The sequence below is a fragment of the Sphingomonas faeni genome (assembly GCF_003053745.1).
In the GTDB taxonomy this organism is placed as follows: Bacteria; Pseudomonadota; Alphaproteobacteria; order Sphingomonadales; family Sphingomonadaceae; genus Sphingomonas; species Sphingomonas faeni.
The window spans coordinates 126,395-146,892 of sequence record NZ_QAYE01000010.1; the positions used below are offsets into that span (position 1 = coordinate 126,395).

12 protein-coding genes are annotated in these 20,498 nt (G+C 66.3%); 1 reads left to right on the forward strand and 11 read right to left on the reverse strand.

The features are described 5' to 3' along the window. Positions 1–266: 266 nt before the first annotated feature. From secA to C8J25_RS17635, 3 genes are all read right to left on the reverse strand, one after another. Positions 267–3,005 (reverse strand): preprotein translocase subunit SecA, encoded by a 2,739-nt coding sequence (gene secA, locus C8J25_RS17630; protein ID WP_107955666.1) that lies wholly within the window; start codon positions 3,003–3,005, stop codon positions 267–269. 98 nt (positions 3,006–3,103) lie between these two features. Continuing rightward, complete coding sequence (locus tag C8J25_RS20360; RefSeq protein WP_146173371.1) at positions 3,104–3,355, reverse strand: hypothetical protein; 252 nt, start codon at positions 3,353–3,355, stop codon at positions 3,104–3,106. A 53-nt stretch (positions 3,356–3,408) separates the two neighbouring features. Beyond that, positions 3,409–4,272, reverse strand: a complete 864-nt coding sequence (locus C8J25_RS17635; RefSeq protein WP_167397743.1) for an energy transducer TonB — start codon at positions 4,270–4,272, stop codon at positions 3,409–3,411. A 75-nt stretch (positions 4,273–4,347) separates the two neighbouring features. Between C8J25_RS17635 and argJ the strand changes: the two genes are divergently transcribed. Beyond that, the gene (argJ, locus tag C8J25_RS17640) at positions 4,348–5,574 is read left to right on the forward strand and encodes a bifunctional glutamate N-acetyltransferase/amino-acid acetyltransferase ArgJ (RefSeq protein WP_107955690.1); all 1,227 of its coding nucleotides are present in this window, start codon (positions 4,348–4,350) and stop codon (positions 5,572–5,574) included. 53 nt (positions 5,575–5,627) lie between these two features. On the opposite strand, the gene trxA is transcribed toward argJ, so the two are convergent. From trxA to C8J25_RS17680, 8 genes are all read right to left on the reverse strand, one after another. Then, positions 5,628–5,951: a thioredoxin TrxA gene (trxA, locus tag C8J25_RS17645; RefSeq protein WP_055877560.1), complete on the reverse strand. Its 324-nt coding sequence runs from the start codon at positions 5,949–5,951 to the stop codon at positions 5,628–5,630. Between the two features lie 64 nt (positions 5,952–6,015). After that, positions 6,016–9,447: a double-strand break repair helicase AddA gene (addA, locus tag C8J25_RS17650; protein ID WP_167397744.1), complete on the reverse strand. Its 3,432-nt coding sequence runs from the start codon at positions 9,445–9,447 to the stop codon at positions 6,016–6,018. Then, the gene (addB, locus tag C8J25_RS17655) at positions 9,431–12,409 is read right to left on the reverse strand and encodes a double-strand break repair protein AddB (RefSeq protein ID WP_107955667.1); all 2,979 of its coding nucleotides are present in this window, start codon (positions 12,407–12,409) and stop codon (positions 9,431–9,433) included. Before addB ends, addA begins: the two co-directional genes overlap by 17 nt. Further along, positions 12,402–13,157 (reverse strand): nucleotidyltransferase family protein, encoded by a 756-nt coding sequence (locus tag C8J25_RS17660; RefSeq protein WP_244187187.1) that lies wholly within the window; start codon positions 13,155–13,157, stop codon positions 12,402–12,404. Before C8J25_RS17660 ends, addB begins: the two co-directional genes overlap by 8 nt. Beyond that, a complete protein-coding gene (locus tag C8J25_RS17665) occupies positions 13,154–14,122 on the reverse strand; it encodes an aminoglycoside phosphotransferase family protein (RefSeq protein ID WP_167397745.1) in 969 nt (322 codons plus the stop codon). Before C8J25_RS17665 ends, C8J25_RS17660 begins: the two co-directional genes overlap by 4 nt. After that, entirely contained in the window at positions 14,119–14,559 is a 441-nt protein-coding gene (gene tsaE, locus C8J25_RS17670) for a tRNA (adenosine(37)-N6)-threonylcarbamoyltransferase complex ATPase subunit type 1 TsaE (RefSeq protein WP_107955692.1), read from the reverse strand. The genes C8J25_RS17665 and tsaE overlap by 4 nt, the downstream gene beginning before the upstream one ends. A gap of 127 nt (positions 14,560–14,686) precedes the next feature. Beyond that, positions 14,687–17,047, reverse strand: coding sequence for a sensor histidine kinase (locus C8J25_RS17675; RefSeq protein WP_107955670.1), 2,361 nt, complete (start codon positions 17,045–17,047; stop codon positions 14,687–14,689). Between the two features lie 139 nt (positions 17,048–17,186). Further along, positions 17,187–20,285: a TonB-dependent receptor domain-containing protein gene (locus C8J25_RS17680; RefSeq protein WP_107955671.1), complete on the reverse strand. Its 3,099-nt coding sequence runs from the start codon at positions 20,283–20,285 to the stop codon at positions 17,187–17,189. Positions 20,286–20,498: the final 213 nt, after the last annotated feature.

Consider the following 20,498-nt stretch of genomic DNA (forward strand, 5'->3'; position numbering starts at 1 on the left):
GGTTGCTCCACTGTTCCCGCGAAGGCGGGGGTCCAGGAGTCCCAAAGACCATCGCCGGTAGCCTGTTCGCGGGAGAACGGAGCGGCGGCATTATATCGCATCACCCCGGCGGGATATTTCACCACCCCGGCGAAGGCCGGGGCCTAATTGGGGGACGTCCCTAACGACGGATGCGCTTCGTTACTTCGACCTCACCAATTGGGCCCCGGCCTTCGCCGGGGTGGTAGGAGGTGGGGAGGTCGAAGCGTCAGGTCACTCAGGCTTCCTCAAACAGCCCCGTGGCACTGCTTGTACTTCCGCCCCGACCCGCACGGGCAAGGCGCATTGCGGCTCACCACACCCTCCCAATTCGCCGGATCCTCGCCGATATCGGCCTCCTGCGGCTGAGGGATCTGCAACGGCGGCATCGTCGACGTGATGTGACCGCGCGTGCCGCCATCGAAGTCGTTCGAATCGTCCTCACCCGTGAACGGGTCGAAATGCGTTGTGATGAAGTCCGGTAACTCCGGCAGCCCGACCGGCGCCTGCATCTGGAACTGCGCATGCGCGATCGTCTTGGTCACGTCCTCGCGGATCGTCTCGAGCATCCGCTGGAACAGCGAGAACGCCTCCTGCTTATACTCGTTGATCGGCGTCTTCTGCGCATAAGCCCGCAGATGGACGACCTGACGTAGCGCGTCGAGCGTCGCGAGATGCTCCTTCCAGTGATGGTCGAGATTCTGCAACAGGATCGACTTCTCGACCGACGTCCACGTCTCCGCATCCAGATCGGCCGACTTCTGCGCGATCGCCTCGTCCGCCATCGCGCGAATCCGCTCTTCCAGAACCTCGGGATCAACCGACTCCTCCAGCAGCCATGCATCGATCTGCGGCTCGAGGTTCATCACCTCGGCGAGCCGCGTCTTCATGCCCGCGACGTCCCACTGCTCAGGATACGAGTTGGGCGGGCACGCATCGCCGACGATCACGTTGACCGTCTCCGCGCGCATGTCGGTCACCACGTCGCCGACCGTATCGGCATCCATGATGTCCGCGCGCTGCTCGTAGATCACCTTGCGCTGCTCGTTCATCACGTCGTCATATTCGACGACCTGCTTGCGGATGTCGTAGTTGCGCGCCTCGACCTTCTTCTGCGCGGTCTCGATCGCCTTGCTCAGCCACTTGCTGCCAATCGCCTCGCCGTCCTCGATATTGTTGCGCATCATCTTGGCGAACAGCGTGTCCGGCCCGAAGATGCGGAGCAGATCGTCGTCGAGGCTGAGATAGAAGCGCGACAGGCCCGGATCACCCTGACGACCCGAACGCCCGCGCAGCTGGTTGTCGATACGCCGGCTCTCATGCCGCTCGGTGCCGAGAACGAACAGGCCGCCCGCGGCGAGCACTGCCTGCTTCTCCGCCTCGATCTCGATCGTGATCCGCGCCGCCGCCTCGTCATACTCGGGCGTGCCCTCGACCAGCTCCGGATGCTCGTCGAGCATGCGGAATTCGAGGTTGCCGCCGAGTTTGATGTCGGTGCCGCGGCCCGCCATGTTGGTCGCGATCGTCACCGCGGACTTGCGTCCGGCCTGCGCGACGATGTGCGCCTCCATCTCGTGGAAGCGCGCGTTGAGCACCTTGTGGTCAACGTTCTCGCCGACCAGGAACTCGCTCAGCATCTCGGACTTCTCGATCGACACGGTGCCGACCAGCACCGGCTGGCCCAGGTCCGCGTGATGCTTGATCTTCTTGGCGATCGCCGCGAACTTGTCCTTGGTGTCCTTGTAGAACTCGTCTTCCTCGTCGACGCGCTTGACCTCGACGTTGGTCGGGATGCTGACGACGTTGATCTTGTAGATGTCGTAGAACTCGGCCGCCTCGGTCGCCGCGGTGCCGGTCATGCCGCCGATCTTGGGGTACATGCGGAAGTAGTTCTGGAAGGTGATCGAGGCCATCGTCTGGTTCTCGGGCTCGATCTGGACGCCCTCCTTCGCCTCGACCGCCTGGTGCAGGCCGTCCGACCAGCGCCGGCCGTCCATCATGCGACCGGTGAACTCGTCGATGATGATGACCTTGCCGTCCTTGACGATGTAGTCGATGTCCGACTTGAACATCACGATCGCACGCAACGCCTGGTTGAGATGATGCACGACCTGCGTGTTCTCGAAGTCGTAAAGGTTCTGCCCCTCGAGCAGCCCCGCCGCCTCGAGCATCCGCTCGACCTTCTCGGTGCCGTCCTCGGTGAGGATGATGGTCTTCTGCTTCTCGTCCTTGTCGTAGTCGGCGGGATCGAGCTGCTTCACGACCGCGTCGACCTGCATGTACAGCTCGGACTTGTCGTCGGTCGGGCCGGAGATGATCAGCGGCGTGCGTGCCTCGTCGATCAGCACCGAGTCTACCTCGTCGACCACCGCGAAGTTGAACGCGCGCTGCGTCATCGCGCTGCGCTCGTACTTCATGTTGTCGCGGAGATAGTCGAAACCGAACTCGTTGTTCGTGCCGTAGGTGATGTCGGCTGCGTACGCGGCGCGGCGTTCCTCGTCCGACAGGTTCGGGATGATGACGCCGATCGTCATGCCGAGGAAAGTGTAGACCTGCCCCATCCACTCCGCGTCGCGCGCCGCAAGGTAGTCGTTGACGGTGACGACGTGGACGCCATCACCAGGAAGCGCGTTGAGGTAGGTCGCGAGCGTCGCGACGAGCGTCTTGCCCTCGCCGGTCCGCATCTCGGCGATCTCGCCGCGGTGGAGGACGATGCCGCCGACCATCTGCACGTCGTAATGGCGCTGGCCGAGCACGCGGTGCGCCGCTTCACGGACGGTGGCGAACGCCTCGGGGAGCAGGTCGTCGAGCTTCTCGCCCTCTGCAAGCCGCGCGCGGAACTTGACGGTCTGCGCGGAGAGCTCCTCGTCCGACATCGCCTGGAGCGACGGCTCGAACGAGGCGATCTTGGCGAGGATTGGGTTGAGCGACTTGACGTAGCGGTCGTTGGACGAACCGAACAAGGATTTGGCGAGGCCACCGAACATGGGCTGATTTCCTGAATTTGAGACGCGGCGGCACGCGGGGGCGCACGCGGAAGCGGATCGCTCGGATCCAAAGGTTACGATAAGGTCACACCAAGACGCTATTCGCGGCGGCGCTCTGCCCATAGCGGAAGCGAGACGACTGCAATCGTGCGCAAGGTGTAAGCGACGGCAACCTGAAGCAGCGCGGGAAGACCAGATACGGGCCTTATCAAGACTTTGGCCGGCGTTGCTGCTATCGACTGCGAGCAGACGTTGCCTTGCACCACTGCCTGGGCGGACTGCCCACGCATACCAGGCACCGCACCGGTCAGTGCGGAGAGCAGGGCAGAGAGGAGTAGCAGCAGGTTCATGCGGGACCGGCTTTATGCGAACACGTCGTCAAGGTCCATCCGTCGTCCGGTGATCATTTCCCGACGGGCCGCCCGATCAGCCGATAGCCCATCTGCATCCGGTCCTGCACCTTGATCGGCGCACCCTGATGCGCGACAAACCGCTCCGCGCTGGCGCACGGGTCGGCGGACTTCGCATCCTCCTCGTCCATCGTCTCAACAACCATAGTCGAGACCGGCGTGCAACCGGTACGCGTGCCATCGGGCTGGACGACGAACTCGCTGCCAACGTCCTGAATGAGCGTGATTCCGGCAGGCATCAGACCAGACAAGGGTGCGGCCTGTCCGATCGTCCGGTCGATCAGCGCCAGGACCTCGATGTCGCCCGGTGGCGAGGTCTCGGGGTTGCCGCCGAACATCGCGGCCATGGATTCACGAAACCCTGCGCACATGGTCATTGCTTCGACTGCAACATTGCCGAGCATGTCGCGAAGCTCACAGCGTTTGATCACGGCTTTGTTGGACAGCAACAGGGTCAACTGCTGCCCCACGCTGTTCAAGGGGCTGGGTGGCGGTTCGGGCAATATCCAACGGGTCTTCAAGGTGTATGATCCCGCAACCGCCTTGCCCTCGGCATCATATGCGGGCGAAAACGCCGTCTTGTGCTCGGTCATGATCCTGCACGTCGCAGCATCGAGCGACGTCGAATCGGAGGACGTGACGATCCGGCATGCCGTTACCGCGCCCAGCGAATCGATCGTCAACGCCGCGACCACCAGCCCGTCTTCGCCAAGGGTAATCGCCAACGGCGGATACGCGTCGGACCCAAACAACGTCGCCAGTTCGATCTGAGGTTTCGGCGCGACAGGCTCGGGCGCAGCTTCGACTGGTACACTCGCGAATAACGCCAGTCCCGTGACAACCCCGTATATCCTCATGGACGAATCCCCCGAAATGATCCGGCGCGCAACCAAGCCGTTGCAGCCGCCGGGCACAAGCGGCAAATGGCAGGCATGACCGAGTCCACATCTCCCCTCGCCCTGCCCTTCCCCGCCATGCCGGCGATCGACGGAGTCGCGCTGCATGTCGCGCGCGCGCAGTACAAGGCGTGGGATCGGTGCGACCTGACGTTCGTGACGCTCGATCCGGGAACGGTGGTTGCGGGCGTGCTGACGACGAGCAAATGCCCCTCGCCCGAGGTGGAGTGGTGCCGCGCGGCGCTGACGCTTGGTCAGGCGCGCGCGCTGGTGGTAAATGCGGGAAATTCCAATGCCTTCACCGGTTCGCGTGGGCGGGCGGCGGTCGAGGCGATCGCGGCGCGGACGGCGGCGCATCTCGGATGCCAACCTTCGGACGTGTTCGTGTCCTCAACGGGCGTGATCGGGGTGCCGTTGCCGATCGACAAGGCGGAAGCCGGGCTCGATGCTGCGTTTGCGGCCGCACCGTGCGGCTGGGAGGATGCCGCAGCGACGATCATGACGACCGACACCTTCACCAAGGGCGCAGTGACGACGGCAGTGATTGGCGATCGCACCGTTAGCCTCGTCGGCATCATCAAGGGTTCGGGGATGATCGCGCCGGATATGGCGACGATGCTCGGCTTTATCTTCACCGACGCCGCGGTCGAGCCGGAGTTCCTGCAGGCCGCGCTTTCGAAGGCGAACGCGCCGAGCTTCTCGTGCATCACAGTCGACAGCGATACGTCGACCAGTGACACGGTGCTGGCGTTCGCGACCGGCAAGGCTGGCAACGCGGTGCTGGCGGATGACGACAGTGTCGGCGCAGATGCTTTTCGCGCTGCTTTGGCAGACCTGTGCCACCAACTCGCAATGCTCGTCGTCCGCGATGGCGAGGGCGCGCAGAAGCTGATCGAGATTCAGGTGACCGGTGCGGAGAGCGATCGCAGCGCGCACCGCATCGCAATGAGCATTGCCAACTCGCCGCTGGTAAAGACCGCGATTGCCGGCGAGGACGCGAACTGGGGGCGCGTCGTGATGGCGGTCGGCAAAGCCGGCGAAACAGCCGATCGCGACACGCTGTCGATCCGGTTCGGGAATACGCAGGTTGCCGAGGGCGGCTTGGCGCTGAGCGGCTACGACGAGGCGCCGGTCGCTGCGCACCTCAAGGGTCAGGAAATCGAAATCGGCGTCGATCTGGCGCTTGGCGACGGCCGCGCCACGGTGTGGACCTGCGACCTCACGCACGGCTACATCTCGATCAACGCCGACTATCGGAGCTGATACCCCTGATCCCGTCACCCCAGCTTTCGCCGGGATGACGGAGGGAGTTTAGCTTAAGCGAGCTCGCCTTCGAGCCACGCCTTCAACCGGCCCTTGGGCTCGGCGCCGACCTTGGTCGCTGCCGGGGCGCCGCCCTTGAACAGGATCATCGTCGGGATACCGCGGACGCCGTACTTGCCCGGCGCGTCGGGGTTCTCGTCGATGTTGAGCTTGGCAATCGTGACCTTCTCGCCGAGCTCTTCCGAGATTTCCTCGAGCGACGGCCCGATCATCTTGCACGGGCCGCACCATTCCGCCCAGAAATCGACGAGCACGGGGCCGTCGGCGTTCAGTACGTCCGCATCGAAGCTGGCATCGGTGATCTGCTTGGTCGCCATCGTGAATTCTCCTTGGTTGAGTCGTATCTAGGGTCGCTCGCGTGTGCGCTCAACCACCGGGGCGCTAGCTTTGCTCCGTGGGCCGATAGTGCGGCTTGTTCGCGGCCAGCGTCTCGTCGTTCAGCACGATCAACCGCGGTCCGGCCGTGTACAGCAAGGCGGCCTCGACCGACCGCTCCGGGAAGATCACGCTCAAGGCTTCGGCATAGGCCGCCATCTGCTTCAGGTGATATTCCGGCACGTCGTCGAGCCCGCGCGGTGCGCGACGGCCGGTCTTGAAGTCGACGACGCGGATGCGCTCGGGCTCGATCAGCAGGCGATCGACCGTCCCCGACACGACCATGCCGTTCGCGAGGGTCGCGGCGATCGGTGCCTCGGCCAACGTATCCGCGCTGAAAAGCTCGGCAAAGCGCGCATCGTCTAGCACTGCTACCACGCTCTGCACGATTTCGGACCGTGCTGCGGCATCGTCGACGCCACCTGCTTTCGCCAGCCAGCGATCGGCTGCCGTCGCGCGATCGGTGGCGGCAACCGCCGGCAGCCGCTCGAACAACGCATGAATCAACCGGCCTCGCTCTGCTGCGACGCGCATCGCTGGCGTCGGCGGTGGATCGGACACCGCGTCATCGCCGAGCGCAGACGGTGACAGCGGACGAGGCGGACGCGCTTCTTGCGGTGCGGGTTCATGCGCCCAGGCCGGCAGCTGGGCGTTAGCCGCGATCTCGACCGAAGCCGAAGCCTTGGCGATCACCGCAGGCTGGGGCTCGACCCCGGCGAACGTCCGCGCGCCCTCACCCCCCGGCACCTCGAGCGCCGTCAGTGCGCGATCGGACGCGGCGTACCAGCTGTTCTCTGGCGGCACCCCCTTCGCGCGAGGCCCGAGCGCACCGGCGATTACCAGCCGCTCTTCGGCTCGCGTCGCGGCGACGTAGAACAGTCGCCAATGCTCCTCCAGTTCGCGCTGCTCGGCCCCCGACACGACCGCATCCAGCGGCCCGCCACGCTCGCTCGATCGCGGCCGGAATACCGGGATCGGCGCAGCCCCAGGCTCGGGCGCCCATTTCAGGATCGAGCGCGGCGCCGCCGATGGATCTGCGGTCGCATCCGCCAGAATCACCAGCGGCGCCTGCAACCCCTTCGCGCCGTGTGCGGTCATCACCCGCACCGCATCGAGCGGCGCTGACGGATCGCGGACGATCTCGACGTCGCCGCGGTCGAACCAGTCGAGGAAACGCTGCAACGACGGTGTCGTCGTGCTCTCGAACGTCAGCGCGGCGTTGAGCAGTTCCTCGATCGGATCGCGTGCCTCGGTCCCCAGCCGCCGGATCAGTTTGCGGCGACCGTCGAGAGGGCCCGAAAGCAGTTCCTCCAGGAACTGGTACGGCGTGGCAATGTCGGCGCGTGCGAGCATCGCCAGCAAGGGCGCGAGCCGCGTCGCGGGTTGCGTGCGTTGCAGGTGGCGCCAGAGCGGCCCGGCCTCGCGCGGGGCCGCCGCCATCAATTCGTCCTGCGTCCAGCCGATCAGCGGCGACACGAGCAGCGCCGCGACGGACAGGTCGTCCTCGGGCTGCAACACGAAGCGGATCGTCGCGAGCAGATCCTGCACCGCGAGCGGCGCGTTCAGTCGCAAGCGATCGACGCCCGCCACCGGCACGCCCTCGGCATAGAGCCGCGCGACGATCAGCGAGGCGAGATCGCCGCGACGCTTGACGAGGATCATAACATCCTCGGGCCGCAACCGCCGCCCCTTGCTCTCCAGCATCAGGCCCGTATCGGGCGCGAGCCACCCCTTCACCGCACGCGCGATATCGCTGGCGAGTTTGCGCACCGCGTCGTCGACCCAGCCTTCTTCGTCGTCCTCGCTACCGCCCGCCGATACTGGCGGCCATAAGGTCACGGTGCCAGGCCCAGCCACCTCGCTGGCGTGCTGTTCGACTTCGCCCGCGATCCCGAGCCCCGGCTCGCCGATCGCGTCGATCGCCGCATCGACGAACTCCAGCACGGTGCGCGTCGACCGGAACGAGTGGCGGAGCGACAGTCGCGCCAAGGGAAGCCCACGTTCCTCCTCGGGCCAGTCGTCGTCGCCCTCGGCCTCGCTCGCACGGCCGCCGAAATACTGCTCGGCGGCCTGGAAGTTGAGCGGATCGGTGCCCTGGAACCCGAAGATCGCCTGCTTGTAATCACCGACCGTAAACAGCGTCCGCGTCGACGGCGCATAGATGCCGCGGCCGACGAAGAACTCGTCCGCCAGCGCGCGGACGATCCGCCACTGGTGCCCGTTGGTGTCCTGCGCCTCGTCGATGAGCAGGTGCTCGGTCGCCTGGTCGAGCTTGTAGCGGACCCATTCGCCGATCCCCGGCTGGTCGAGCAGCGCCACCGTCGTCGCGATCAGATCGTCGAAATCGACCGCCCCTGCGCGTCGCTTGGCCAACGCGTATCCCCGCGCGTAATCGCGCCCGACCTCCAGCCCGTCGGCGAGCAGGTCGCAATAGGTCGCGCGCTGAACCATCGACAGCACGTCGGTGCACGCCTCGCCCAGATCGCGCGCGAGGACTTCGTAGTCAGGCTCGGCATCGATCAGTTTCTTCGAGGCCTTGCGCTGCGTGCCCGTGCCGGTCAGCACGACGCTGGCGAGCTCGTCCAACGTCGCCGCGCGATCCTCGGAGTCGAGCCAGCGCTGCACGGTCGCCGCTGCGGCCTCCCCGGTGGCGGTGCCCCACGCGCGGTTCGCCGCGGCAATGCGCGCGATTGCGTCGAGGTCTAGTGCGTCGCACCATTCCGCGATTGCTTCGTCGATATCGCCTGACGGCAATCCGAGTTCGCGGCGGAGCCACGGCTGGATCCCGACCGGCAGCGCCTCCAGCGCCGGCAACGCACGCGCGCAGGCGAGCAGGAACGCCTCCGCCCCGCCCTCGCCCATCCGCAGCGACAGGCGTCCGACGATCTCGACCGGGCGTTCACGGCCTTCGCGCTCGGCGTCTGACAGCATCGACGCCAGAGCTTCTCGCGCGAGCCCTGCCTCTTCGCGCGCCTCCAACGGGCGGAAGCCTGGCGTCAGGCCGGCCTCGACGGGGAACGCGGCCAGCAATCCCTGGCAAAAGCCGTGGATGGTCTGGATGCGGAGGCCTCCGCCCGGAGCATCGAGCACCTTGGCGAACAGGGTGCGCGCGCGGTCCTGCAAGGCCTGTACCGGGCTCTCGCCGAGCGCGATCAGGTCCGCGGCGAGTGCTGGCGCGGGCATTCGCACCCATGCGGCGAGCCGGCCGTTGATGCGCTGCGCCATCTCGGCCGCGCCTGCCTTGGTAAAGGTCAGGCACAGGATCGCGCCGGGATCGACACCCCGCAACAGCAGCCGGAACACGCGGGCGGCCAGCACTTGCGTCTTGCCCGTGCCCGCCGACGCGGACAGCCAGACGTGCGAGGCCGGGTTGCTCGCGTCGGCCTGCGCGCCCCTTAGCCGGGGCAGCGTGGCGAGCGCATCACCGCTCACGGCCATACCATTCGTCGCGTCGCATCAGCTGGTCATACTCGGCATAGGGGGCGTATTCGGGGACGAGTTTCGCGGTGAAAGCGGCGCTGCCGATGAGCCATTCGCCGACGACTTCGGTGAAGTTGTGCGCGGCGATTGCCGTGAATTCGGCGGTCGGAATCTTGTCGCGCTTGCCCTCGGGATCGACCGGGCTCTCGATATAGCCGAACGCGTCGCGCTTCTTGCCGAGCGACCAATATTCGAACGCGCCCGCCGTGCCGGAGACGTCTGGGAACCCGCCGCGCTCGGCGATCAGGCCGAGCAGGCCGAGCTGGAGGCTGTAGCCGGCGCGGACTGCGGTCGGCGAAGGCGGCTTGCCGGTCTTGTAGTCGATCACGGCTAGGCGCCCGTCGGGCAGCTTGTCGATGCGGTCGTAGCGGCCCGACAAGGTCACGCCGGCGATCTCGATCTTGCCCTTGCCCTCGGCGCTGGCAACCGTCCGGCCGTCCTCGCCCTGCGCGACTATGGCGCCGGCGATCCAGTCGATCGCCTCCAGCAGCCGCGGTTGCCAGAGCGCGCGCATCATCGGATGGGTGCGCTCGTCGTCGAGCATCGCCTTTGCGCGCTGTCGCAGCGTGTCGACGGTGCAGTTGTCCTGCTTCCACCATTGCTCGAGGATGTCGTGCACCGCGGTCCCGCGCCAAGCCGCACTGGGATCGGCATCGACCGGATCGAGCGGCATCAGCCCGAGCACGCGGCGGGCGTAGAAGGCGTAGGGGTCGGCCTTGAGGCGATCGACCTCGGTGACGGAGATGGCCTTCGGACGTAGCAGCGCGGACGGCGAAGGCGCGGGACGGTCGGCGGGGAGATGCTCGCCCGGATCGTCTAGCGCCCGGGTCCAGCCTTCCAGTGCTGAAGCCCGCTCGAACCGATCGCCTGCAAGCGCCTGCAACCGAAGCCAAAGGCGCGAGGCTAAAGCGGGTGACTTCGCATCTCGCCGCGCTCGGGTGACGACCGCCCGCGGTGCGCCCAAAGCTTGCGCAAAATCATGCGCCGCGGTGCCGACACGCCGCTCCAACCCCGGCAACCCAAGCTCCATGCGGATGCGTGGCGCGAGCCAAGGGTCAGGCGCAGGCCGCCCCGGCCACACGCCTTCGTTCAGCCCGCCGAGCACCATGACGTCGGCCGTCTGCAACCGCGCCTCGATCAGGCCATAGATCGCGAGCCGCGGGTGGCCGCCCGGTGCCGGCCGGACCGCGACCTCGTCGAGCAGCGTTCGCAACAACTGCGGCAGTTCCCGCGGATCGATCCGCGGCGGTCCGGCAGATGCTTCGGCTTCCAGATCCGCCAGGAACTCGGCTGCGGCACGTCCTGCGAGGCCCGACCAAAGATTGTCGCCGCACAAGGTCTGCGCAGTCTCACGCAGGCAAGCGAGCACCGACGCCAAAGGCTGCGGCCCCTGATCGAACGCGTTCGCCAGCGGCGTCAGCAGCGGCTGGACATCGGCCCACCATGTCGCCGCCGTGCCCTTGCGCTCTTCCAGATGCCCCGCAATCCCGTCGAGCCCCGCCGCCGGCCTTGGCCCGCGCAACCGCCGGTCGAGCGCGCGCGCACCGTCCAGCCATTCAAGGCGTATGGAGCGTTCGGAGGGCTTTTCGCTCGCACGGACAAGCGGGTGCTTCAGCAACGCCAGCAATGCGAGCGGCGAGAAGCGCTGCGCGGCCGCTTCGGCCAGCGCGAGCAGCAACGTCCCCGGCGGCAGGATCGACAAGGGCCGCCCCGCGCTGTCGTCGATGCCGATGCCCCAGCGTCCGAGATGCGCCGCCACTCGCCGCGCCAGAGCGCGATCCGGCGTGACGAGCGCGGCGGTCCGCTCCGGCACCTCCAACGCCTCGCGCAGGACGAGCGCGATCGCCTGCGCTTCCTCGGCCGGGGTTGCGAGTTCGGCGGCGGTGACGCCCTTCAAGCGGCGATCCTCCGCCGCGATCTGCGTCCACTTGCCGGTGAAGTCCGCGGGCGCCAGCGCGTTGGCGATCGCTCGGCCACGCGCGGGGTCGGCATCGTGCCCGCCGCCCTCGCGCCAAGTCTGCACCTCGCCTCGGGCGACGCCCATGCGCAGGAGCATCAGCTTGGCATCGAACTGCGGATGCGTCTCGATCGATCGCCGCGTGAGCCCGGTCACCGGGTGCGGATCATGCGGGCCGAGTGCGTCCCATTCCTCGTCGGGCAACGCGAGGTCGAGGCCCGCGAACACCACCATGCCCTGCGGCATGTCGGCGATGCAGCGGAGCAGACGCGCGACCGCTGGCGCGGAATCGGTCACGCCCGCCGCGCAGACGATCCCGGCAGGCGGCGCGTTCCGCCAGCGCTGGGCCAGCCGGTCGAGCAACGCCGAGCGCCGCGTCGCCGCATCGATCCGCTCCAGCCGCGCGAGTTCGCCCGGCCAGCGTTGCAGGACGATCTCGAACGTCGCGAGCGCGCGCCGCCAATGTTCGGTCAGTTCGGGTCCAAGCTCGATATCACGCAACTTGGTCGGCGGCACTTCCTCGACCAGCAACTGATCGAGCGTTCGCGCGAGTTCACCCGCGAGCCGCACCGCTTCCGCCGCATCGACCGGATGCCCTTCGCGCGCACGCTCTTCCGACACCAGCCGCGCGAGGATCATGCGCCGCTGATAGGGCGGTACCGCGGGCAGCGGCGGATCGATATCGTCGGCCGGGTCGAGCGCAGCACCGACTGCCTCGCCCATCTCCGGATCGCCCAGCGCCACCAGCCGCGGCAGCACAAGCCCGCCGCCACTCGCGCGCACGAACGCCTCGGTAACCGCCTTCACCGCGCGGTTGTTCGGCAATACGACCAGCGCGCGGGCGAGCGCCAGCGGATCGCGCCCCGCCCGCCGCGTCAGCCCGGCGACCAGCGCGTCCGCAAACGCGCGGTGCGCTGGGATCGTGTAGAGCGTCGGGCGATCCGCCGTGGCGACGTCAGCCATCCGCTAGGATCGCCTCGGTCTTCGGGATCGCGGCGGGCGTGCCGACGTCGAACCACAGGCCCTGGTGGACCTGACCATAGGCGCGCCCGGCGGCGATCGCGCGGTCCCAGAAGATGTTGGTCGAGAACGGTCCCTCCGGCCAGTCGGCGATCAATCGCGGGTGGAGAATCTGGATGCCGGTATAGGCGAAGGGCGCGACGCGGCCGGGCTTGCGGCGGCCGGCGATCCGCCCGTCGCTGCCGAGATAGAAATCGCCCATGCCGCCGTGATTGTTCGCGCGCGCGAGCGGCACCATCAGCAGCAGCGCGTCCATCTTCGCGTCGTCCCAGCGCGACGCGAGCAGCCTGATCGCGTCGACCGGCCCGTCGATCCAGAGGTTGTCGCTATTGACGACCAGCACCGGCGCGTCACCGAGCAGATGCCGCGCCTGGACGAGCCCGCCGCCTGTCTCCATCAGCATTTTCCGCTCGTCGGAGATCACGACGTCGATCCCGTCGAACCGATCGGTGACGTGCGCCTCCAGCGTGTCCGCGAGATAGTGCACGTTGACGACCGCGCGCTTGATCCCTGCCGCCTGCAAGCGTTCGAAGACGTGATCGATCAGCGGTTTCCCTGCGACCTGCACCAGGGGCTTGGGTCGCGTCGCGGTCAGCGGGCGCATCCGCTTGCCCAGTCCCGCCGCCATCACCATCGCCGTCTCGGGCACGATCCCGCGCGGGACAGGCCGGATCGTCTGCTGTCGGGTCACGCGCTCAAGGCCAGCGGATTGCCACGCAACTCTGACGGCACATTCGCGGCGAACCATGCCGCGACCGGCGCCATGACCGGCTGGGCCAGATCGCGCTCCAGATACGTCCAGACGCGCGGGCACATCGTCGCGTAATGCGGCTTGCCGTCGCGCTTCCACAACCGCGTAAAGATGCCGAGGATCTTGGCATTCCGCTGCGCGCCGAGCACGTAATACGCGTTCATGAAGTCTTCTCCCGCGTCCGCCGCCGCGCGATATCGCGCCAGCATCGCCGCCTCGACCGCCGGATCGACCGTCCGCCGCGCATCCTGCAACAGCGACACCAGATCATAGGCCGGATGCCCCGCGAGCGCGTCCTGGAAATCGAGCAGTCCGAGCGAGCGCTCCGGCCCGACGAGCATCAGGTTTTCGGCGTGATAATCGCGCAAAACCGTGACCGGCGTCTCGGCAATGGCATGATCGAACACCGACTCCCAAGCCGCGTCCCAGCCAGCGAGATCCGCCTCGATACCGACCGCCGGGCAGTACCATTCGACAAATAGCCCCGCCTCGCGCTTCAGCACGGCGCGATCATAGGGGGGGACCGGTCCAGCCGGTTCGGCGCGCAGCCGCACCAACAAGTCGATCGCGGGCGCATACAGCGAAAGTTCCTCCTCCGGTGAAGCATCGACCGCCTCGCGCAGCCGATCGTCGCCAAAATCCTCAATCAGCACGAGCCCCTGATCGAGGTCGCATGCCAGAATAGCGGGAGCTGCGAAGTCACGTTCGACGAGCCACTCGGCGATCGCGATGAACGGGCGGGGATCTTCGTGTGGCGGTGGCGCGTCCATGAGAATCGCTTGCCGCCCTGCTTCAATCGCGCGGAAATAGCGGCGGAACGAGGCGTCACCGGCGACCGGGAGGATCTGCGCGCCTCCCCAGCCATGAGCGTCGAGAAAAGCGGCGGCGCCGGGCGGCGGGGTCATGTCGGCCATCGCGATCTCCAAGCTTCCGGCACGCCGATAGTCAAGCTGCGCGTGCCGTCCGGCTCGATCGTCAGGCTGAGCCGAAGCGCATCCGGCCAGTATTCGGGACCAGCGCGCTCGGGCCATTCGACAAGCAGCAGCGAATCGTATCGCGCATCGTCGAGCGCCAGTTCTTCAATTTCTGTCGGGTCGTCGATGCGGTAGAGATCGACGTGGAGGACGGGGAAGCGCACCTCGGGCGGCTCGTAGGGCTGGACGATCGCGAAGCTGGGCGATGGCGCTTCGCCGGCTAGGCCAAGTGCGGCGAGGAGTCCGCGGGCGACACTGGTCTTGCCCGCGCCGAGCGTGCCCACAAGCGTGATCACGTCGCCCGGGCGAACGCGCGTGGCGAGCAAAGCTCCGAACGCTTCGGTCGCTTGCGGGTCGAGTAGATGGATCACGCGCACGAGCCCTCTCCCCCTCGGGGAGAGGGTTGGGTGAGGGGCTGTTCCAGGTGTCGCACTACTTGGCTGCCCCTCACCCCGACCCTCTCCCCGGAGGGGAGAGGGAGCAGAAGGTCGGCGCTCATCGGCGTGGTAGCTCGACGGTGATCAGCGTGCCCGCGCCCGGTTCCGAGACCAGTTCGATCGTGCCGCCGTGCGCCTCGACGAACTGTTTCGCCAACGGCAGTCCGAGCCCCAAAGCCCGATCCCCCATCGGTTTCGACTCCGCGAACCGGTCGAACGCATGCGCCACCGCCTCCGCATCCATCCCGACGCCATCGTCCGACACCACGATCCGCGCGGTCGTAGCGTTTCCGTCGGTATGCAACAGCACGCGCCCACCATCCGGCGTCGCCGCGACCGCATGCCGCAGCAGATGCTCGACGACCTCCTTCAACCGCTTCGGATTGCCGTTCACGCGGCCAGTCGACCGCGCGACCTCGATCGCGAAATCGAGTTTGCGTCGCTTGGCCGATGGCAGGATCGTCTCCGCCGCCGCGCGCACGGTCGCCGCAAGGTCCACGTCGCTGCGGTCGGTTTCCGCCCGGTCACTCTCCGCACGCGTCAGGTCGAGCACGTCATCGACCAGCAAGCCCAGCCGCTCGACGGACTCGAGGATCGCCCCGACATAGCCCTCGGCCTGCGGCGTCATCGCGCCGGCGTAGCCGCCATGCAGCATCTCCGCGAACCCGCTGATCGAGGTCAGCGGCGTACGCAATTCGTAGCTCATGTTCGCGACGAACGCGGTCTTCACCTTGTCGGTCGCCTCGAGCGCATCGGCACGGTCTCGCAAAGCCTGCTCCGCGCGCCGGCTGTCGGTGATGTCGAGCATCGTGAACAGCGCATTCCCATCCGGCAGCGGCACGCCGGCAAACTCGAAATGCCGCCCGTCCGCGAACGCCACGCGACCGCCGCGCTGCTGGCGCCCGACCGTCGCCGACCGGACGAGGTCGGGGATCAACGCGGACCGCCCCGGGGTCGCGAGCTTGGCGCCAGCCGCCTCGGCAAACGCATCGACGCGGGGATGCGAGGCGAGGAACTCCTCCTCCAGGCCCCACAACGCGCGGAAGCGGTTGTTCCAGAGCTGCAACCGACCATCCGCCGCGAACACGCCGAGCGCCTCGAACAGATTGTCGAACGTCGCGGTCCGCACCCGCAGCAGCGTGTCACGCGCGCTGGCGAGTTGGACCTGCTCGGTGCGATCCTCGAAGATCAGCAACAGGCCGCCATCGGGAAGCGGCTGCGCGACCACGCGGAGATGCGTCCCGCCGCGCAGATGCCAATTCTCCTCCATCGCACCACCGCTTTGCGCCGAGCTGGTCTGCATGAACCAGTCGCGCCGCTCCGCCTTCCAGCTCGGGAAATCGCGGACCTCCGGTAGCCGGTTCGCCTCGCGCATCCGCTCGAGCACGCGGTCGAATTCGGGACGGTCGGCGAGCCATTCGCTCCGCATCGCGAACATCCGGCGGAACGGCTGGTTGCAGAACACGAGCGAGCGATCGCCGCCGAACTGCGCCACGCCCGCCGACAACCGGTCGAGCATCGCACGCTGGGCTTCGGCAAAGCGCTTGGCGCCCGACCGTGCCTGTTCCAGTTCCTCGATATCGATCGCAAACCCGGCCACCCCGCCGCTCGGCAGCGGCACGTCGTAGATCTGCAGCGACCGCCGCGCGCCGTCGATCGTCGCGGGCAGGACCTGCTGATGCGGCCGTCCCTGCTCGCGCGCGACCGCCGCGCCGGCAAGAGGCCCACCCCGCCCCGATCCCTCAACCAGTTCCAGCCCACGCGCTACGACGTCCGCGGCATCGCGCCCCTCGACCGCATCGACATAGGCCGAGTTCACCATCGCCAGCCGCAAGTCGGTGGCGCGATACCACATCGGCATCGGCGCCGCTTCGATCAGCCCGGTCAGCGACTCATACGCCTCGCCGAGTCGTGCAGTCTCGGAACCAAGTCGCGCGATCTCCGCCTCGCTGTCGGTCGCATCGAACGCCCAGAGCAATACCGCCCCGGTCGCCCCCATCTCGCCCGGCGCACGCCCACCGCGAAACGTGATCGCCCGCGTCGAGCCCAGCAACCGCACCGATCGCACGAACGCCCGCCCCGACCGCTGCGCCGCCGTGACGTCCGCGATCAATCGCGCGGCATCGTCGGGGGACAGCCCCGTCCCCCCGGCAACAAGCTCCGCTATCGACCGCGGTGGCGCGTCGAGCCCCAGCCAGTCCGCCATCCGCTGCGTCATCTCGATCCGCCCGCCCGAGCGGATCACCGTCACGATCGCAGGCGATCCGTCGAGGATCGCCTGCAACTGCGCGTTTGTCGCTCCCACTCCCGCAGCATCGGCACGCGCGCGCAAGCCAGAGTAAAGGACGACCAAGCCGGCGAGGATCGCCAATAGCAGCAACGCCCCTACCATCACGGCAGCACCGGTCCCGAGGACCATTATCGGGAAGCCCGTTGCGACATCATCCGACCATGTAGGCCAAACCGTCCCTCGGGGGAAAGCTAAGAGACGACGAAAAGGGCGGGCCCGACATGCGGACCCGCCCCTCACGATTTAAATGGTAGAAACCGGCTTGCGCTTACAGCTTCACCGAGGCTCCGATATACATCGCGCGACCAATGTTGTCGTAGATCGCGTCGCCGTCGCCATTGCCGAGCAGGCCATAGGGCGGCTTCTTGTCGGTCAGGTTATCGACGCCACCGTACAGGGTGAAGCGCTTGTCGACGTCGACCGACGCGCGAACCGCATGATAGAACACCTTCGGGTAATAGACGACGTCGGCATAGTTCGGGTTGAGCGCGGGAACGCCGTTGGTGTCGTGCTGCGCTTCCCAATCGGTGATCGACTGGCGACCGATGTAGCGGACCTGATAGCCGATCGTGAAGTTCTTGTGCGTCAGGTCGACCGATGCGTTGACGTTCCAGATCGGATCGCCAAGCTCGCCCTTCACCCGGTCGGGGCGGCTCGGCTCGTCGAGATACGGGAAGTCGGTCCGGTCGCGGACCCAGGTCCCCACCACGCGCACCGCAGCCTTGGTGTCCGCACCGAACCGGCGGTTGTAGCTCGCGTCGAAATCGATGCCCTTTGCCTTCAGTGCGGCGAAGTTGACCGTGCTCTGCAACAGCGCTGGCCGCGCGAACAGGCCGTTCGCCTGGCGCGGATTGATCAGGCTGCAGAACTGGTTGGTCAGCGTCGGAGCGTCGTAGCAGGCATCGAGAATCGTCTGTGCGTCGACAGCGTTGATGACCTTGTTGATCTTGATGTCGTAATAATCGACCGTGAGCGCAAAGCCTGGAAGGAAGCTGGGCTGGAAGATCGCACCATAGGTCCAGCTCCGTGACTTCTCGGCCTGTAGATTGGGATTGCCGCCTGACAGGATTTCAGTGGAACCAGCCCGGGCCGTGCTGTTGATGAAACCAGCCGGAACACCTGCTGCCGCACAGTTTGCAGCACGGGTCGAGCGCCCCGTGGTGATGAAGTTGACATCGCACGGATCGTCGAGCTGCGGGAAGTCCTGGCTGTTCGAAGCGTACAGATCGCCAAGCGTAGGCGCCCGGACCGACCGAGAATAGTTCACGCGGAACTTGATGTCGTTGATCGGCGCATAGATCCCGCCGAAGTTGTAGGCATAAACCGTTCCCGTGGACCCCTTGTAATCCGCGACACGACCTGCAGCGTTGATCGTCAGCTCCTTGGCGAAGCTGATGTCCTTCAACAGAGGAAGTTCGATCTCGCCATACGCTTCCTTCACGGCGAATGCCGGCGGACGGAAGTCGGGGATGACGTTGAAGAACGTATCGCCGCCCTTGATGGTATCGTCATACGCCGAGAACGCCGTTTCGCGTCGATACTCGCCGCCGACCGCGAACCGGACCGGACCGCCGGGCAGTTCGAACAGCTGCGAGCTGTCCCCGACGATGTTGCCCGTCACGTCGAACTCAGTCGCCTTGCCGCGGCTGGTCGAGGTCGTGTTGATGTAGTTCAGCGCGGCCTGGCTAGCCCGCCCCTCGCCCAGGATGTTGAGCGGAGCGCACGACGGATCGACGACAGTCGCCTGGTTGATGCGGCAGACGATCTGGCCGGCCCCGTTACGGACCGCATCGATCGCGTTGTAGAAGCGCGACTGGAACTGGTTGTTGTAGAATTTCGACTTCGTACGGAATTCGCCGTAGTTTACCGAGAAATCATACTTCCAGTCGTCGTTGAAAGTCCCCTCTGTACCGACGACGATGCGATAAGTATCGCGACGATCGGCCTCATCACGCGTGCCGAGATCGGTGTTGTTGCGATTGAGCCGGAAATACTCGGAGCCTGCCGGCAACAACGACCGGATGGTCGCCGCAGCCTGAGGATTGAGGAACGCGTTGTCGAACGCGATCGGCACACCCCCACCAAGATATGTCTCGCCCTCGGCATCGGTCCCCTGCGATCCACCCTGGTTGAACGTACCGCTCGACTGGGCAAAGCTTTCAACGCGCACGAACTTCGCTTCGAAGAACGGCTTGAACGCCTCCGATACGTCGTAATGGCCGATCAGGTTTGCGACGTAGCGCTTGAGCGACGGATCCAACGTACCCGTATCGGTCAGCGTCGCGCCGCTGCCGTTCTGGTTGTTGTTCGAGCCTACCGGGCGGAAATCATTCCCGTAATTATACTCGGAGAGTTGCCCGTTCGACCCGAAGCCGAACACGCGGGGAGCGCCGTTCGCAAGACAGGCAGCAGCTACGCCACCACCGCAGCCGAGCAGGTTGCCGCCGTTATAGGCGATGAAGTTACCGCCATTGTCATAGCCGAAGCTACGGACACCCGTAAGGAAAGTCCGCTGCGGCTGACCGGACGCGTTTGTCGCGACACGCTGGAACTGGTTCCGGCCATCATAGGCACCGGTCAACCCCGGACGGTCGGTATAAGTCAGCAGATCGGCCTGATTATATTCGAGGCCGAGCGCGATGTTGCCGCGCCCCTCGGCGAAGTTCGTCCCGAAGGTGCCCGACAGGCGATATGTACCGCGATTGCCGCGATCCGCGATCCCGCTCTGGGCATTAAGCGATACGCCGTCGAAATTGCGCTTCAGCACGAAGTTCACGACACCGGCCATGGCGTCCGAACCATACACCGCCGAGCTACCGCCGGTAACGATGTCGACGCGGTCGATCAGGTCGGTCGGGATCGTGTTGGTGTCGACGAGAAACTCGCCGGTCGATCCGGTGATGTGACGGCGGCCGTTGACGAGAACCAGCGTACGCGATGGCCCAAGACCACGAAGATCGAGCAGGTTGATGCCGGCAGTACCGATGAACTGGGTCGAGTTCGCCTGACTGTAGGTCGAGCGCAGCGACGGCAGGTCGTTCAGCACGTCGCCGATCACGACAGCGCCGGTCCGCGTCAGGTCGGCCTGCGTCACGGTGGTGACGGGGATAGGCGAATTGAGCGTCGGCCGCGCGATGCGCGAACCGGTGACGACGATCTCGCTGCCGGCATTGGCTTCGGCCGCCACCGTCTGTGCAACTGCGCCCGTCGTAGTGTCCGAACCAACCGGAGCTGTTGGATCGGTGCCGGGCTCCTGGCTTTGCGCGTCAACCGGTGTTGCAGTCTGCGCCGCTGCCGGGATCATTGAGACCAATACGAACGCCACCGTCGACGCTGTTACGAACAATCCGGACTTCCGGATCGGCATGCCAGTCATATTAAATAACCCCTGAACCCAATCTTTTACTGAGGTCAGAAGGACACCTTTCCTGTAAGCGCGGTCTGAAGGCCGCCTTGCGGTTGGAGCGTTCGACGGGTTGATAGCGGCTCTTTGAACGGGGCCGTGATGTCGGACGAGACTATCGAACCAGCTGCAGATGTAGCGACCACTCATACGACCGGTCGTATGAGTGGTCGTATC